Below are 16,293 nucleotides of genomic sequence, written 5' to 3' on the forward strand. Positions count from 1 at the left end.
CGTGGCGTTCAATCATAAGCACCTGATCGACATTACCGAGTACTCCGAAGAGGACATCAAGCTCATCCTCGAGACCGCCAAGGCGTTCTCCGAGGTCAACGAGCGTGCGATCAAGAAGGTCCCCACGCTCAAGGGCAAGACCATCGTCAACATGTTCAACGAGCCCTCGACGCGAACCCGTAGCTCCTTCGAGCTTGCCGAGAAGCGTCTTTCGGCCGACAGCCTCAACTTCGGCGGCTCCTCGACCTCTACGGTCAAGGGCGAGAGCCTCGTCGACACCGTCGAGACCCTCAACGCCTACAAGATCGACTGCATCGTCGTGCGCGACAAGCACGCCGGCGCTCCCTATATCGTCACGCAGAACTCGCCTGCGAGCGTCATCTGCGCCGGCGACGGCAAGCACAACCATCCCACGCAGGCCCTGCTCGACCTGTACACCATCTGGGAGCACAAGGGTGACTTCCACGGTTTGAAGGTCGCCGTCGTCGGTGATATCGCGCACTCCCGCGTCTGCGGCTCGCTGATCCCCGCCCTTAAGATCATGGGCTGCGAGACCTACGCCGTCGCTCCCGGCACGCTGCTGCCGCCGGCGCCCGAGGTCCTGGGCTGCGACCACGTGACGAGTGACCTCGATTCCGTCCTGCCCGAGCTGGACGTCGTCTACATGCTGCGCGTGCAGCAGGAGCGCCTCGAGGGCGCCCCGTTCCCGACCATTCGCGAGTACCACAAGCTCTTCGGCCTGACCAAGGATCGCGAGAAGCTTATGAAGCCCGATGCGATCATCTGCCACCCGGGCCCCATCAACCGCGGCGTCGAGTTCGACTCCTATATGGCCGACCACCCGCAACGCTCCGTCATCCTGGAGCAGGTCTACGCCGGTATCTGCGTGCGTATGGCTATCCTGTATCTGCTGCTTGGAGGTGCCGATAATGGCCTTGCTTCTTAAGAATGCCCACGTCGTCGACCCGTCCGTCGAGCTTGACGGTGTCGTTGACGTCCTGATTGACGGCGACAAGATCGCCGAGGTCGGCGAGAATCTCGCCGTCGAGGGGGCCGAAGTCCGCGACCTTTCCGGCAAGTACCTCGTCCCCGGCCTGGTGGATATGCACGTTCACCTTCGCGAGCCCGGCTACGAGGTCAAAGAGGACATCGAGAGCGGCACCCGCGCAGCTGCCAAGGGCGGCTTTACCGGCGTGTGCTCCATGCCCAACACCGATCCCGTCACCGATAACGGCACCGTCGTGGAGTTCGTCAAGTCCCGTGCTGCCGAGGTCGGTCACTGCCGCGTCTATCCGTCGGGCGCCATGACCCGCGGTCTTAAGGGCGAGGCCATGTCCGAGATGGGCGATATGGTCGCCCACGGCGCCGTCGCCTTCACCGACGACGGTCGCGGCGTGCAGGGCGCGGGCATGCTCCGTCGCTGCATGGACTACGGCAAGATGTTCGGCAAGGTCTTTATGAGCCACTGCCAGGACGAGGACCTGGTCGGCCACGGCCAGATCAACGAGGGCAAGGTCTCGACCCGTCTGGCTCTCGAGGGCTGGCCGGCTGCCGGCGAGGAGCTCCAGATCGCCCGCGACATCGAGATTGCCAAGCTGACCGGTGCCAAGCTGCACATCCAGCACATCTCCACCGCCCATGGCCTGGAGATCGTGCGTGCCGGTAAGGCCGCTGGCGTTCAGGTTACCTGCGAGGCCACCCCGCACCACATGTTCCTGACCGAGAACGACCTGGACGAGACCTACAACACCTCGCTCAAGGTCAATCCGCCGCTGCGTACCGAGGAGGACGCCGAGGCCATCCGTCAGGGCGTCATCGACGGCACCGTCGACGTTATCGTCACCGATCACGCTCCCCACACCCCGTGGGAGAAGGCCCGCGAGTTCGAGCTTGCGCCCTTTGGTATGATCGGCCTCGAGACCTCGCTGTCGCTCGTACTCACCGAGCTGGTCAATACGGGCAAGATGAGCATGGGCCGCATGGTCGAGCTCATGGCCATCAAACCGCGTGAGATCCTGGGCCTCGACCAGGTTCAGGTCAAGGTGGGCTCCGTCGCCGACCTGACCGTGTTCGACACGTCCGCCACTTGGACGGTCGGCGAGGACGGTTACGAGTCGCGCGCCGAGAACTCCGGTTTTGCCGGCCGCACGCTCACCGGTCGTGCCACCGATGTGTTTGTCGGCGGTAAGCAGACGCTCGCCGACGGCTGCATCTGCTAGCATAGCCTTATCGCTTTTGTGCGCGGTGCCCTTGCGGTGCCGCGCTTTCTGTTCGTTTTGACCATGCAACCGCATGGGGGATTGGAGCGTCTATGCCCACACCTTCCACTGCACGCATGCACGACTTCGAGGTCGTCTCGAACCAGGAGATCGCCGAGGGCATCTTCTCGCTCGTAATCTCGGCCCCCAAGCTTGCAAGTGCGCTCAAGCCCGGTCAGTTTGTGAACATCGCCGTGCCCGGCGATGCGTCCTCGCTGCTTCGCGTGCCCCTGAGCTTCTATCGCGCCGACGCCCAGGCCGGCACCGTCGAGCTGTGGTACACCGTCGTGGGCGACGACACCCGCCGTCTGTCGCAGATGGCCTCTGGTTCCACTTCTAACCTGCTGGGCCCTGGCGGTCGCGGCTGGCTGGTGCCCGAGGGCGCCAAGAAGGCGCTGCTCGTGGCGGGCGGCATCGGTGTCCCGCCCGTGCTCTGCCTGGCGGGCATGCTTGCCGAGCAGGGTGTGGCCGTCGACGTGTGCATGGGCTTTGGCACCGCGTCCAAGGCCGTGGGTATCGATGAGTTCCGCGCGTTGGGCGCCACGGTTAATGTATGCACCGACGACGGCTCGCTTGGCACGCATGGTTTTTGCACCGATCCGGCCGCCGAGCTGCTTGGCGAGGGTGGCTACGACTATGTCGCCAGCTGCGGTCCCGCCGTCATGATGAAGAAGGTCGCCGCCGCTGCCGCCGAGGCCGGTGTGTACTGCGAGGTGTCGCTTGAGCGCATGATGAGCTGCGGCTTTGGCGCCTGCAACACCTGTAACGTCGAGACGGTTGACGGTATGAAGGGCGCCTGCATGTGCGGCCCCGTGTTCGATGCTTCCAAGGTGGTGGTCTTCTAGTGGGTACCGTGAACATGGCCGTCGATTTCGGCGGCGTCAAGATGCAAAACCCCATCAACACCGCAGCCGGCACTTTTGGTTACGGCTGGCAGTTCCAGAACTTCTTCGATGTTTCCCAGCTGGGCGCCATCACCACCAAGGGCTGCGCTGCCGAGCCCTGGCCCGGCAACCCCGCACCCCGTATGGCCGAGATCCCCGGCGGTATGATCAACTCGGTGGGCCTTCAGAACCCCGGCGTGGCCGCCTTTGCCCGTGAGTCCGGCCCTTGGCTGGAGCAGCTTTCCAAGGACGGCTGCCAGGTCATCTGCCAGGTTGCCGGTCACTCTGTTGACGAGTTTGTCCGCGCACTCGAGATGTATGTCGAGCTGTGCCCTTGGGCTGCCGGCTACGAGATCAACGTGAGCTGCCCTAATATCGCCGCTGGCGGTGCCGCCATGGGCTCCACGCCCGAGGGCGCCTCTTCCGTTATGGCTGCCTGCCGCAAGGTGACCGATAAGCCGCTGTTCGTGAAGATGGCGCCGGTCAACGTCGCCGAGATCGCCAAGGCCCTCGAGGCTGCCGGCGCCGACGGCCTTTCGGTCATCAACTCCATTCAGGGCATGGCCATCGACGTCCATACCCGTAAGTCCCGCGTGGCCAAGCCCAAGGGCGGCCTTTCGGGCCCGCTGTGCCACCACATCGCCGTGCGCATGGTCTGGGAGGTTGCCCAGGCCGTCGATATCCCCATCAACGGTGTCGGCGGTGTCATGACCGGCGAGGATGCGGCTGAGTTTATCCTGGCCGGTGCCACCTGCGTGTCGGTCGGCATGGCCAACTTTGTCGATCCGTGTGCTTCGCTCAAGATCGCGCATGAGCTCGAGGCTTGGGCTGAGTCCCAGGGCGTGAAGGACATCAACGAGCTGGTAGGTGCTTTCGAATGCTAGAGACCGATGCCCGCGACCGTGTTATCGTCGCCCTCGACTGCGACCGTGAGCGTGCGCTCGAGCTCGCCCATGAGCTTTCGGGCCATGCCGCCTGGCTCAAGGTGGGCATGACGCTCTATTACGCCGAGGGTCCCGAGATCGTCAAGACATTCAAGGACCTGGGTTTTAAGGTCTTCCTTGACCTTAAGTTCCATGATATTCCGCATCAGGTTCGCGGTGCCGCCCGCTCGGCCTCGCTTGCCGGTGCCGACCTGCTTTCGGTTCACGGCTTGGGTTCGGGTGCTATGCTCGCCGCCTGCCGTGAGGGTGCCGAGGAGGCGCGCGAGGACCGCGCCAAGCTCGTCGCCATCACCGTGCTCACGAGCATGAATCAGGATGCCTTGAGCGAGATCGGCGTCGAGTCGCCTGTGGCCGAGGAGGCCGTCCGCCTGGCAAAGCTCGCTCAGGCCAACGGCATCGATGGCATCGTGTGCTCGCCGATGGAGGCTCACGACATGCGTGAGCTGCTGGGTCCCGATGCCCTGATCGTTACTCCGGGTGTGCGTCCGATGGGTGCCGCTCTTGGTGACCAGTCTCGTGTGGCGACGCCTTCCCAGGCTATCGAGCGTGGTGCAAGCCACATTGTGGTGGGCCGTCCCATTACCGGTGCCGACGATCCGGTTGCCGCCTTTGACGCCATCGTCGCCGAGCTGGTCGAAAACGTCGCCTAAAAGATTCCCTCAAGTCACCACTTTTGGGTATCATTAGCACAAATTTGCCCCTGTACCTGCGAAAACTTTCCTACCCTTTGTGTGGAATCGCAGGTCAGGGGCTTAACTTTGACCTCCGCATATTGCACTTTTCGTAGGTATCGTCTAATCTATGGAGCCGTCAATTGGGCATTTAGTGCGTTTGACGTGCTAAAATGCCAATTACTGCATCAGATATAACCCAACTATTTGGAGGTTCGAATGGCACTCCCTCAGCTTACCGACGAGCAGCGCAAGCAGGCACTTGAGAAGGCTGCTGCCGCACGTCACGCCCGCGCTGAGCTTCGCGAGCAGATCAAGAAGGGCGAGAAGTCCCTCGAGTCCGTGCTCAACTCCGATGACCCCATCGCTTCCCGCATGAAGGTTTCCACCCTCATCGAGTCTCTCCCTGGTTATGGCAAGGCCAAGGCCGCCAAGATCATGGAGGAGCTCGGTATCTCCGCTACCCGTCGCGTCCAGGGCCTCGGCGTCCGTCAGCGCGAGCAGCTCCTCGAGCAGCTGACCAAATAAGTGAGCGCTCAGGATTCCAAGCTCTTTGTGATTTCTGGACCGTCAGGCGCAGGCAAGGGCACGCTCGTCACTCGTGTGCGCGAGCTCCGCTCGAACCTGGGCCTGACGGTTTCGGCTACCACGCGAGCACCACGCAAAGGTGAGGTCGACGGCGTCAACTACTTTTTTCTGACGCGCGAGGAGTTCGACCGCCGCGTGGCAAACGGTGAGTTTGTTGAATGGGCCGAGGTCCACGGTAACTGCTACGGCACGTTGGTGAGCGAGGTCACATCCAAGCTCGCCTCGGGCGCGTCACTGATTTTGGAGATCGATGTCCAGGGCGCCCTGCAGGTGAAGGAGCGTTTCCCCGAGGCCGTGCTGATTTTTATCAAGCCGCCTTCGCTTGAGGTGCTCCGCGAGCGTCTAGTCGGTCGCGGTACCGAGACGCCCGAGACGATTGAGCTGCGCATGGCAAACGCCGCCGATGAGCTTGCCCTTGCCGACCGCTACGACGACGTCGTGGTTAATGACGATCTCGACCGCGCGACCGATGAGCTCGTTCGCGTTCTCGATATGCATGAAAGGATCTGAGGTCCGTGTCCGTTGTAAAGCCTTGCATTGACGATCTTCTGGAGAAGACCGATCACAACCGCTTCCTGCTCGCTTCGCTTGCCTCCAAGCGCGCCTGCGACATCAATAGCATGCTGCGTGGCCAGCACAATCGCGTGCTTGCCGTCCAGGATGTCGATGACATCACCATCGGGCTTTCCGGTGCCGATACTATCTCGATGGCTATGGACGAGATTGTCGATGGCGACATCTCTTACGATGAGGCTCGTTACGAGAAGGCGCTCGGCCACAAGGTTGCTGAAGCCTAAATGGCAGCTCGCGTCTGCCTGGTCCACTATCACGAGGTTGGACTGAAGGGCAAGAACCGCGCACATTTTGAGCATATCCTCATGGATAACATCAAGGCGGCCTTGGCCGCCTTTTCCGTGAATGCCGTGTCTCGAATTTCCGGTTATATCCTCGTGACCTTTAACGAGCATCAGGCCGACGAGGCGGCGCGTGTCATTCGCACCGTTCCCGGCGTTGCTCGTGTGTCTTTGGCGTATCACACCAACCGCGACCCGCAGGAGTACTGCGCCGCCGCCGTGAAGGCGCTGCGCGAGTTTGGTTCCTTCGATTCGTTTAAGGTGCACGCCAAGCGCTCCAACACCGACTATGAGCTCACCTCGATTGATATCAATCGTCAGGTGGGCGAGGTGCTGTGTGAGGCCTTCCCCGATAAAAAGGTTCAAATGCACGACCCCGATGCGATGGTGCATGTGTTGGTGGTCCAGGGCAGCGTTTATGTGTATGCGCGTTCCGAGCGCGGCGTGGGTGGCCTGCCGGTGGGTTCTGCCGGTAAGGTCGTGACGCTGCTGTCGTCGGGTATCGATTCTCCGGTGGCGACCTGGATGCTCGCGCGTCGCGGTGCGGTGTGCGTGCCGGTGCATTTCTCCGGTCGTCCGCAGACGCCCGATACGAGCGAGTATTTGGTGCAGGACATCATCCGTGCGCTTGCACCGGGTGTCCAGATCGGCCGCTTGTACGTAGTCCCGTTTGGCGACTGCCAGCGTGAGATTTCGGTCACCTGCCCCAGCAACTTGCGTGTGATCATGTATCGCCGGATTATGTATTCGGTTGCCGAGCGCATTGCACACATCGAGGGTGCCAAGGCCATCGTTACGGGCGAATCACTTGGGCAGGTTGCCTCCCAAACGCTCGAGAACATCATGGCCGTCAACGAGGCCGTGAAGATCCCTGTGTTCCGTCCGCTCATCGGTTCGGACAAGCAGGAGATCATCGCGCGCGCCGAGGAGATCGGTACGTTCGATATCTCGACTGAGGCCGCTCCCGACTGCTGCACGCTGTTTATGCCGCGCCGTCCCGAGACGCATGCTAAACTCGATGCCGTGCATGAGGCCTGGGAGTTGTTCGATCACGAGGAGATGATCGAGCGTCTGCTCAAGCAGACCGAGTACATCGACTTCGATAGCAACACGTATAAGGCGCCTAAGACCTTAAAACGCAAACATTCGGAGCTTGCTCCGCGTGAGATTTACCAAGATCACGACTAAATTTGTGCATAGACCGACGATGCGCCTGCATCGTCGGTTTTTTGCCATCTGGGCATTTTGCGACTAAGTGTTCATTTGCTGACGTGTGCCTGAATAAATGGACAGATTTGTGCAAGGTTTTGGTCGGCTTTTGGTTTGACCGCGATAACCGGTTTTGAAGCATGGCTGTTGCAGGGCTCTTTTCCTGACACGATGTTGTTGGGAGGTTTTGCTATGGCGCAGCGCGAACAACACGAACGGGTCAAAAAGATGGACCGCTGGGCGGGCAAGCTGCTCGGTCATAAGGCAGTGGTGGTGGCGATGCTGGGCGTCATTGCGATGGCGAGCGGCTTGGCGATGGCGAACCTTGGCGGCGGTGCCGGCGGTGTGTCGTTTGAGCGCACTGATGGTTCGGGCTCGTTAGTGGAGCCGGGATCCGGCGATGCTTCGAGCGGAAAGACATCCGAAGGATCTTCGACTAAGGCTTCTGCCGCGGCAGAGGTCTATGTCGATGTCGATGGCGCCGTTGTGTCGCCCGGTGTATATCGCCTCAAGGACGGCGCGCGGGTGGCTCAGGCGATTGATGCCGCCGGCGGGCTGGCGCCCGAGGCAGACGTTACGGGGCTCAATCGGGCATCTAAGGTCATCGATGGACAGAAGATTCACGTTCCAACGGTAGGGGAACAGCGGGCGTCCATTGCGGAAGCCGGTGTCGATGGTGGGGCTTCCGCATCATCGGGCGTGAGTGGCGCAAAAGGCCTAGTAAACATCAATACGGCAAGCGCGGCAGAGCTGCAGACGCTTTCGGGCATCGGTCCCTCCATGGCTCAGTCGATTATCGATGAGCGGACAAAGAACGGTGCCTTTGCCTCGGTTGACGATCTGATGCGTGTGTCGGGAATCGGCGAGAAGAAGCTTGCCAAAATCAAAGATTGCATCTGCGTATGAGTGCGACCGAGCGCGAGCATGTGATGCCTCCGCGGCCCCTGATTCCGTGGACGATGGCCCTGTGTGTCGGCATGTGCGTGAGCTGCGCCTTGGTGCTCAACGTGGCCGCTGATGCGCTACTGGGGGAGCAGGCGCCAGCGTTCGGGCCGCTATGGGCCATTCCCGTTGCGGCGGCGGTATTCGTTGCGCTGGCTCAATCTTGTGCGCGGTTTGCCCCTTTTAAGCGGTGGCTGTATGCCGCGTCCGTCGGTCTCGTGGCGGGAGCGGTCGTCTCGGCGTGGTGGGCTGTGGGCGCGCTCAGCGCCTCGAAGGCGCTCGATGGTCGAGCGGCAAGCAGCCTCGAGTTTGTCGTGCAGGGTGATCCATCCATAAACGACGACGTGTATTCCTATACTTGCGAGGCACGCACGGACGGCAAGAGCTTGGCAACGGTTCGCCTATCGTGTGGCCGCGAGCTCAAGGTCGGGGCGCACGTGCGTGTTATCGGTCGCGTTTCACGTTTTGAGAACGATGCGCATGGACGATCGCGCATGCTCCGAGGCGAGGTGCGCAAGGTTAAAGCCGTTCGGATTGTGTCGGTCGATGAGGGCTCTCCGGGGCCGCTGCCTCGGCTGCGAAATGGGCTGCTTGCTTCCATCGCGCCTGCGACCGACCCGGCGCGTGCGCTCATAGCCGGTGTCGTCTGCGGTCGTTCGGCCGAGCTGCGCGCCCAGCCGGCGGGCGACTGGTTTTCGGTGACGGGAACGGCGCATCTTATCGCCGTCTCGGGCAGCCATTTGGCTATCGTGGGGTTTGTAATCGAGGGCGTATTGCAAAAGACTCGGTGCTCACGTGGCCTTCAGCGGGCGATATTGGCGATAACGCTTGTAGGCTACGCTGCCTTTACGGGCGCGTCTCCCTCGGCCGTGCGTGCGTGCTGCATGGTGTTCGCGACGCTTGTCGTAAACGGCGCGGGCCGTCGCCGGCACGGCGCATCGGCACTCTTCGTAACCATGTCCATCTTTGTGCTACTGCGGCCGACGGTGCTGTTCGAGATGGGGTTTCAGCTTTCATGCGCCAGCGTCTTAGCCATCCTGTGCTTTTGCCCCTATGCGACCTACGCTATGGGTGAGCTGGGTGTGCCATCGGGCATTGCCAGCATGCTTTCCGTCACGCTGTGCTCGCAGCTGGCGACTCTTCCCATTACCATTCCTGCCTTCGGTACGTTCTCGCTCATTGCTCCGCTGGCAAATGCGGTCATCGGTCCGGTGGTGAGTCTGCTGCTTGCTGTGTCGATCGTGCTGGTTCCCTTTTCGCTCGTGGCGCCGTTGCGCACTTGGGCGCTCGTTGTGCCCATGATTACCGCCCGTTGCACGCTGTTCTTCGAGCAGCTGTTTGCCGCCGTGCCGGGTGCATCCGTGAGTGTGCCGCCGGATAGCTTGTGGATTTACCTAGCGCCGTGTTTGCTGGCGGTTCTCCTGGTCTGGTGGCCGCGCCCTCAGGCACGGCCTATGGCGGTGGGGTTTGCATGTCTGGTGCTCTTGGCTGCGATTCCGTACGTCTACTGGGATCGATTCGCTCCGCCTTCGGTGACGGTGCTCGATGTGGGCCAGGCCGATGCGATTCTTATCCGCCAGGGCGGCGCAGTAGCGCTCGTCGACTGCGGGGTCGACGAGCGCGTGGTAGCGGCGTTGGTTCGCAATAACGTGCACCATATCGATGCCGTCTTTGTGACGCATTGGGATGAGGATCACTGGGGTGGTCTGCCTGCCGTGCTCGAACAGTTTTCGGTTGGAACGATTGCCGTGGCGGCCGAAGCGCTGGAGGATGCTCCTGTCGAGGTATTGAACCGACCTGGCGTGGAGTATCGACAGGTGCGCCGTGGGGATATGGTCGACATCGGCTCATTTTGCGCCCGCGTGATGTGGCCATTCGAGTCCGTGGATGGCGAGGGAAATGAGGACTCGCTTGTCCTGCTGCTCTCTTATGTTCAGGAAGGCATGGGCCTGCGCATGCTCCTCACCGGTGATGCCGAGCTCGACCAAGAACGGGAATTCGTGCAGGAGGTGGGGGATATCGATGTACTTAAACTTGGGCATCACGGCTCCAAGGTTTCAGTCGATGGTGAGTTGCTGGACGTCCTGAAGCCCGAGCTTTCCCTCGCGAGCGCGGGCGAGGGGAATCGATACGGCCATCCGTCCGATGCCTGCATCGATTCCGTGAAGGAAGCGGGCGGTGTGTTCGCGTGCACTATCGAACACGGCGACATTACCGTCGCGCCGACTGCGAATGGTTTTGCGATGCGATGCCAGCGACCGTGACGACATCGTTGGCGTGTGGTGGGCCCCTGGGCTAGAATGGCACGGAATGAATACGAAGGCCTGCGGGAGGGGAGCGCAATGTCCGAAACCGGTCTGCTGCCGGCATACCTGATCGTCGGTACCGACGGCGTCAAGCGCGATCACGCCGTCTCGCGTATGAAAGCGCGTCTGGAAAAGTCGGGAATGGTCGAGTTCAACCTCGACGAGCGCGACATGACCAAAGACTCCGATATCGAGTCCATTATCGGATCGCTCAATACCTTTCCCATGGGCAACGAGTTTCGCCTGGTAATCCTTGATGGCTGCTCAAAGCTTGCCAAGGCGGTTTCGGAGCCGTTCGTCGAGTATCTGGCGAGTCCCAGCCCCACAACGGTCTGCCTCATCATCGCCGACTCGCTTGCCAAGAACACGCGCCTGTATAAGGCGATCGCCAAAATCGACAAGAAGGCTATCGTCGATTGCTCGGGTACCAAGCGCTGGGAGCTACCGCGCCGCGTGCAGCAGATGGCGACGCAGCACGGCAAGTCGATCTCGACGGCGGCCGCCGAGGAGCTCGTTTCGCGCTCGGGCGAGAACACCCGCATGCTCGATAACGACCTGGCAAAGCTCTCCCAGATGGTCGAGGCGCCCCAGATTGAGCTTGCCGACGTGGAGCGTTGGATCGTGCGTACGGCCGAGGTTCAGCCCTGGGACTTCCTCAACGCCGTCTCAGCTCGCGATATGCGGCGTTCGCTCGAGCTCTTTAAGCTTCTGCCCTCCAAGAGCTACGTGTGGACCTACACGCTGCTATGCGGTCGTATTCGTGAGCTGATCGTCGCCAAGGCGCTCGACTCTCGTGGGCAGGGGCGTGAACTCGCCGCGACGCTCAAACTTCAGCCCTGGCAGGTCAAAAATCACCTGACCTGGGCACGTCGTTTTTCGATGACCGAGCTCGTCGCAGCGCTCGAGGGTGCCGTTGATGTGGAGCTCGCGCTCAAGGGTTCGGCCGATTCTGAGACCGCGCTTTTGCTCTGGATTACGAACATCTTGAGAAAATCGTGATGATACCTGCCTATTTGACAAATTCGTTCTATCCCTTTGAGGGGGAGCGTGCTATAGTAGGCGCTTGCATGACCTCACCGTGTCTCAGAGGTGTCATACATTTTTTGCAAGGAACTCGAAAGGAACTCCAGAAGTGGCAAACATCAAGTCTCAGAAGAAGCGTATCCGCACCAATGAGGCAGCTCGCATGCGTAACAAGGCTGTCAAGTCCGAGCTCAAGACGCTGACCAAGCACGTTCAGTCCGCCGTCGCCGAGGGCGATGCCGAGAAGGCACAGGCTGCCCTTAAGACCGTCACCAAGCGTCTCGACATGGCTGCCGCCAAGCATGTTATCCACAAGAACCAGGCTTCCAACCGCAAGTCCGGTCTTGCCAAGCTCGTGAACAGCATCAACGCCTAAGTTGTAAATTTCACACCACACAGATTACGCGCATAAATGGAGCCTGTTTTATGGAACAGGCTCCATTTTTTGTATCGCTCGGGTAAGATAGTCCGCATGAATACTTCAATTGACATTTCCCACATCCGTAACTTCTCGATTGTTGCGCACATCGACCATGGCAAGTCCACGATCAGTGACCGCATCCTCGAGCTCACCCATACCGTCGACGAGCGCGACATGGAGTCGCAGCTGCTCGACACCATGGATATCGAGCGCGAGCGCGGCATTACGATTAAGTCCAATGCCGTCCGCGTGTCCTATGACGCCGACGACGGCGAGACGTATCAGTTCAACCTGATCGATACGCCGGGCCACGTGGACTTTACCTATGAGGTCTCGCGTTCGCTGGCCGCCTGCGAGGGCGCGGTGCTCGTTGTCGACGCCACGCAGGGCGTCGAGGCGCAGACCGTCTCCAACGCGACGCTCGCCATGAACGCCAACCTGGATATTGTGCCCGCGATCAACAAGATCGACCTGCCGTCGGCACACCCCGACGAGGTCAAGACCGAGATCGAGGACGACCTCGCGATCCCTGCCGACGATGCCGTATGCGTGTCGGGCAAGACTGGCGAGGGTATCCACGACCTGCTGGAGTCCATCGTCTTTTTGATCTCGCCGCCCAAGGGCGATGCGAATGCGCCGCTCAAGGCACTCATCCTGGATTCTTATTTTGATGAATACCGCGGCGTGGTTGCCACGGTCCGTGTTTTTGACGGCTCCATCAAAAAGGGCGATACCCTGCGCATGATGCAGGCCGAGGGCGACTTTTTGGTCGACGGCGTGGGCGTCAAGCGTCCCGCCGAGACGCCGGTCGACGCGCTGACGGTCGGCGAGGTGGGCTACGTGGTCACGGGCCTGAAGGACCCCGAGGCCGTGCGTGTGGGCGACACCCTCACGTGGGCATCGAATCCCTGCCCCGAGCCGCTTCCGGGCTACCGCGAGGCCAAGCCCATGGTCTATACGGGCCTGTTCCCGATCGATAACAAGGACTACGAGAACCTGCGTGACGCGCTCGATAAGCTGCATGTCAACGACCCGTCGTTGGTGTGGGAGCCCGAGACCTCGGTGGCGCTCGGCTTTGGCTTCCGCGTGGGCTTTCTGGGCCTGCTGCATATGGAGGTCGTCAAGGAGCGTCTGGAGCGCGAGTTCAACCTGGACCTTATCGCCACGAGCCCTTCGGTGGACTATCACGTCTACAAGACCGACGGCGAGATGATCGATGTCCGCAGCCCGCAGGACCTGCCCGAGGCCACGCGCATCGAGCGTATCGAGGAGCCCTACCTCAAGGCCAAGATCATCTGCCCGCCCGAGTATACGGGTGCTGTCATGCAGCTCGCTATCGAGCACCGCGGCGTTACCACCGATATGATCCACCTCACGAGCAAATCGGTCGAGATGCGCTTTGACATGCCGCTTGCCGAGCTCATCCTGGACTTCTTTGACCAGCTCAAGAGCCGCACCAAGGGCTATGCGTCGCTCGACTACGAGTTCAACGAATATCGTCCCTCCGAGCTTGTGAAGCTCGACATCCTGCTTTCGGGCGACGAGGTCGACGCGCTTTCGTTTATCGTGCACAAGGACAAGGCCTATGGCCTGGCCCGCGGCCTGTGCGACAAGCTCAAGGAGATCATCCCGCGTCAGCTGTTCGAGGTACCTATTCAGGGCGCCATCGGCAACAAGATCATCGCCCGCTCCACCGTCAAGGCGCGCCGCAAGGACGTTCTGGCCAAGTGCTATGGCGGCGATATCTCGCGTAAGCGCAAGCTGCTCGAAAAGCAAAAAGAGGGCAAGAAGCGCATGAAGGCTATTGGTTCGGTCGAGGTCCCGCAGGAGGCCTTTATGGCGATCCTCAAGGTGGACGAGTAGGACCATGGCGCTTTCTGAATACAGTACGCGGCTGCTGGGCGCCTATGCCGAGCAGCCGTTCCTTATGGCTCCCATGGCGGGCGTGACCGATCCCGCGTATCGCATTATGTGCCGCCGCCGCGGTGCCAATCTTGCCTATAGCGAGATGGTGAGCGTGGCGGGCCTTGCCTATGCCAGCAATAAGACGTGGCGTCTGGTGCTGCCGGCCGACGAGGAGCAGCAGATTTGCGTGCAGCTCTTTGGCTCCAAGCCCGATCAATTTGCGAGCGCTGTCGCTGCCGTCGAGGAACGCGTGGGCGATCGCCTGTCGCTGATCGATATCAACATGGCCTGCCCGGCTCGCAAGGTCGTCACCAAGGGCGAGGGCTCGGCGCTCATGCGCACGCCCGACCTGGCCGAGAAAATCGTCCAGGCGGCAGTGGGCGTGGCACACGTTCCCGTGACCGTGAAGATCCGCAAGGGCTTTTATGCCGAGGACTGTAATGCCGCGACGTTTGCCCAAATGCTCGAGGGGGCGGGGGCCGCAGCGGTGGCGGTGCATGGTCGCTGTGCCACGCAGCTCTATACGGGCCAGGCCGATTGGTCGGTCGTCGATGAGGTTGCCGACGCTGTCGAGATTCCCGTGATTGGTTCGGGTGACGTGTTCACTGCCGAGGATGCCGCGGAGCATCTGCGCAATTCGGGTGCCAGCGCGGTATTTATCGCGCGCGGCATCTACGGCAATCCGTGGGTGTTCGGCGATGCCCGAGCCCTTGCACTCGATGGCACGCCGGTTCCTTCTCGCTCCTCGGTCGAGCGCCTGGGCGCCCTGCGCGAACACCTGACGCTGACGCACGAGCTTTTGCCGCTTATGTCGCGCGCCCGTACGTATGCAAGCTGGTACTTAAAGGGTATGCCCCATGCAGCCGCTTGGCGCGCCCAGGTGGTGCGCTGTTCCACATACGAGGAGTTTATGGGGCTGGTCGATGATATCGAGCGCGATGTGGTGGCCTGCGAGGCCGCGCTTGCCGCCGGCGAGTCGGTGCCCGCTCATCCGCTGGAGGCCTAAAGGTGTCCGTTACCGCGCTGTATGTGCACGTGCCGTTTTGCGCTCAAAAATGCCGCTATTGCGACTTTGACTCGCGCAGCTTTGCCCCGTGCGACCTGGACGCTGCGCTCGATGCCTATTTTGAGCAGCTGTATGCGCGGCTCGATGCCTTTGGCAACGCTGGGGCACTCAGGCAGATCCGCACAGTCTACGTAGGCGGCGGTACGCCGTCGCTGGCAGGGGAGCGCCTGGTAGAACTTGCCCGTCGTATCTCCATGTGGTGCAAGCCCGTTGAATTTACCTGCGAGGCAAATCCTGAGTCGTTGACCGCTGAGCTCGCCCCGGCGCTTGCCGAGGCGGGTTTCACGCGCATTTCTCTGGGCGTGCAAACCCTCGACAATATCGAGCTGGCTGCTATTGGCCGCATTCACGATGCTAATCGGGCACTTGCGGCTATCGCGACGGTGAAGGACGCTGGTCTCGATGTGTCGTGCGACCTTATGTGTGGCCTTCCCGGGCAGACGGCGGCGAGTTGGCAGTGCACACTCGATGGCGTGCTGGCGGCGGCTCCGCATCATGTGTCGGTCTACCCGCTCACGCTCGAGGAGGGGACGCCCCTTTATTGCATGGCGTGCCGCGACGAGTCACTCGAGCCCGATGAAGATTTTCAGGCCGCCTGCATGGACGTGGCACGCGAGCTCCTGGGTGCCGCCGGCTATCACCCGTATGAGGTGGCGAGTTACGCTCTCGACGGCCATGAATGCGCCCATAACATTGCCTATTGGACTGGACAGGGCTATTTGGGTCTAGGACGCTCTGCCGCGGGTATGCTCGATGCCGAGGATTTCGATCACCTGGCTATGTTGTTCCCTGGCGCGCCTTCTCGAGGCGATGCGTACCGTGTGCGCTTGGTTCAGCGCGACGATGACGCGACGGCGTTCGAGGCCGAATATCTGTCGCAGCGCGAGGCTTCGGCCGAAGACCTGATGCTCGCTTGCCGCATGACGCGCGGTGTTGCGTCCGACCTGTTGGTTCGTGCAGCTTGCGTCATCCCAACGGGCGAGCTGGCAGCTGCCTGCGATCGCGCGCTCGAATTGGGTCTTGCCACTTGGTTGCCCGAGGCGCTCGGGGTCCATGAGGGACCCTTTACTTCGGCAGATGTCGTCTCGGGCCGCGTTCGCGCTCGTCTGGCGCCGACCCACCTGGGCTGGCTCGATGGAAATGTTCTGTTCGAGCTGTTTTGGGATCTAGCTTAAGCCGCTCGGGTAGAATTACCGGAATATATACGCTGCTGTGAGCAGGA

At 61.3% G+C, this 16,293-nt stretch carries 16 protein-coding genes; all 16 read left to right on the plus strand.

The genetic code is table 11. The annotated features are described in order from the left end of the window. Window position 1: 1 nt before the first annotated feature. The 16 genes from DXD49_RS05545 (at window position 2) to hemW (ending at window position 16,246) form a co-directional block, all read left to right on the plus strand. The gene (locus DXD49_RS05545; RefSeq protein ID WP_035138537.1) at window positions 2–946 is read left to right on the plus strand and encodes an aspartate carbamoyltransferase catalytic subunit; all 945 of its coding nucleotides are present in this window, start codon (window positions 2–4) and stop codon (window positions 944–946) included. Then, the gene (locus DXD49_RS05550) at window positions 930–2,219 is read left to right on the plus strand and encodes a dihydroorotase (protein ID WP_117742737.1); all 1,290 of its coding nucleotides are present in this window, start codon (window positions 930–932) and stop codon (window positions 2,217–2,219) included. The genes DXD49_RS05545 and DXD49_RS05550 overlap by 17 nt, the downstream gene beginning before the upstream one ends. A 116-nt stretch (window positions 2,220–2,335) precedes the next feature. Then, a complete protein-coding gene (locus tag DXD49_RS05555; RefSeq protein ID WP_117742738.1) occupies window positions 2,336–3,103 on the plus strand; it encodes a dihydroorotate dehydrogenase electron transfer subunit in 768 nt (255 codons plus the stop codon). 14 nt (window positions 3,104–3,117) lie between these two features. Further along, window positions 3,118–4,026 carry a dihydroorotate dehydrogenase gene (locus DXD49_RS05560; RefSeq protein ID WP_006236128.1) on the plus strand — a complete coding sequence of 303 codons (909 nt, stop codon included), beginning with the start codon at window positions 3,118–3,120 and terminating at the stop codon, window positions 4,024–4,026. Continuing rightward, on the plus strand, window positions 4,020–4,736 hold the full coding sequence (pyrF, locus tag DXD49_RS05565; protein ID WP_117735171.1) for an orotidine-5'-phosphate decarboxylase: 717 nt from the start codon (window positions 4,020–4,022) through the stop codon (window positions 4,734–4,736). The genes DXD49_RS05560 and pyrF overlap by 7 nt, the downstream gene beginning before the upstream one ends. A 240-nt stretch (window positions 4,737–4,976) precedes the next feature. Further along, entirely contained in the window at window positions 4,977–5,285 is a 309-nt protein-coding gene (mihF, locus tag DXD49_RS05570) for an integration host factor, actinobacterial type (protein ID WP_006236130.1), read from the plus strand. Then, window positions 5,286–5,855, plus strand: coding sequence for a guanylate kinase (gene gmk / locus DXD49_RS05575; protein ID WP_117742740.1), 570 nt, complete (start codon window positions 5,286–5,288; stop codon window positions 5,853–5,855). It begins immediately after the preceding gene. 5 nt (window positions 5,856–5,860) lie between these two features. Beyond that, window positions 5,861–6,142 carry a DNA-directed RNA polymerase subunit omega gene (locus tag DXD49_RS05580; RefSeq protein ID WP_035138532.1) on the plus strand — a complete coding sequence of 94 codons (282 nt, stop codon included), beginning with the start codon at window positions 5,861–5,863 and terminating at the stop codon, window positions 6,140–6,142. Next, on the plus strand, window positions 6,143–7,387 hold the full coding sequence (gene thiI, locus DXD49_RS05585) for a tRNA uracil 4-sulfurtransferase ThiI (protein ID WP_117794434.1): 1,245 nt from the start codon (window positions 6,143–6,145) through the stop codon (window positions 7,385–7,387). It begins immediately after the preceding gene. Window positions 7,388–7,600: 213 nt separating this feature from the next. Next, entirely contained in the window at window positions 7,601–8,314 is a 714-nt protein-coding gene (locus tag DXD49_RS05590; RefSeq protein ID WP_117735174.1) for a helix-hairpin-helix domain-containing protein, read from the plus strand. After that, window positions 8,311–10,614 (plus strand): DNA internalization-related competence protein ComEC/Rec2, encoded by a 2,304-nt coding sequence (locus tag DXD49_RS05595; protein WP_117794435.1) that lies wholly within the window; start codon window positions 8,311–8,313, stop codon window positions 10,612–10,614. The genes DXD49_RS05590 and DXD49_RS05595 overlap by 4 nt, the downstream gene beginning before the upstream one ends. A 78-nt stretch (window positions 10,615–10,692) precedes the next feature. Further along, window positions 10,693–11,655, plus strand: coding sequence for a DNA polymerase III subunit delta (gene holA, locus DXD49_RS05600; protein WP_117794436.1), 963 nt, complete (start codon window positions 10,693–10,695; stop codon window positions 11,653–11,655). A gap of 133 nt (window positions 11,656–11,788) precedes the next feature. After that, window positions 11,789–12,055: a 30S ribosomal protein S20 gene (gene rpsT, locus DXD49_RS05605; protein WP_022094714.1), complete on the plus strand. Its 267-nt coding sequence runs from the start codon at window positions 11,789–11,791 to the stop codon at window positions 12,053–12,055. 96 nt (window positions 12,056–12,151) lie between these two features. Next, window positions 12,152–13,963, plus strand: a complete 1,812-nt coding sequence (gene lepA, locus DXD49_RS05610) for a translation elongation factor 4 (protein ID WP_117735177.1) — start codon at window positions 12,152–12,154, stop codon at window positions 13,961–13,963. A 4-nt stretch (window positions 13,964–13,967) separates the two neighbouring features. Then, a complete protein-coding gene (gene dusB / locus DXD49_RS05615; protein ID WP_117735178.1) occupies window positions 13,968–15,011 on the plus strand; it encodes a tRNA dihydrouridine synthase DusB in 1,044 nt (347 codons plus the stop codon). Window positions 15,012–15,013: 2 nt separating this feature from the next. Then, the gene (gene hemW, locus DXD49_RS05620) at window positions 15,014–16,246 is read left to right on the plus strand and encodes a radical SAM family heme chaperone HemW (protein ID WP_117794437.1); all 1,233 of its coding nucleotides are present in this window, start codon (window positions 15,014–15,016) and stop codon (window positions 16,244–16,246) included. Window positions 16,247–16,293: the final 47 nt, after the last annotated feature.

The sequence above is a fragment of the Collinsella sp. TM05-38 genome (genome assembly GCF_003466445.1).
Classification (GTDB): domain Bacteria; phylum Actinomycetota; class Coriobacteriia; order Coriobacteriales; family Coriobacteriaceae; genus Collinsella.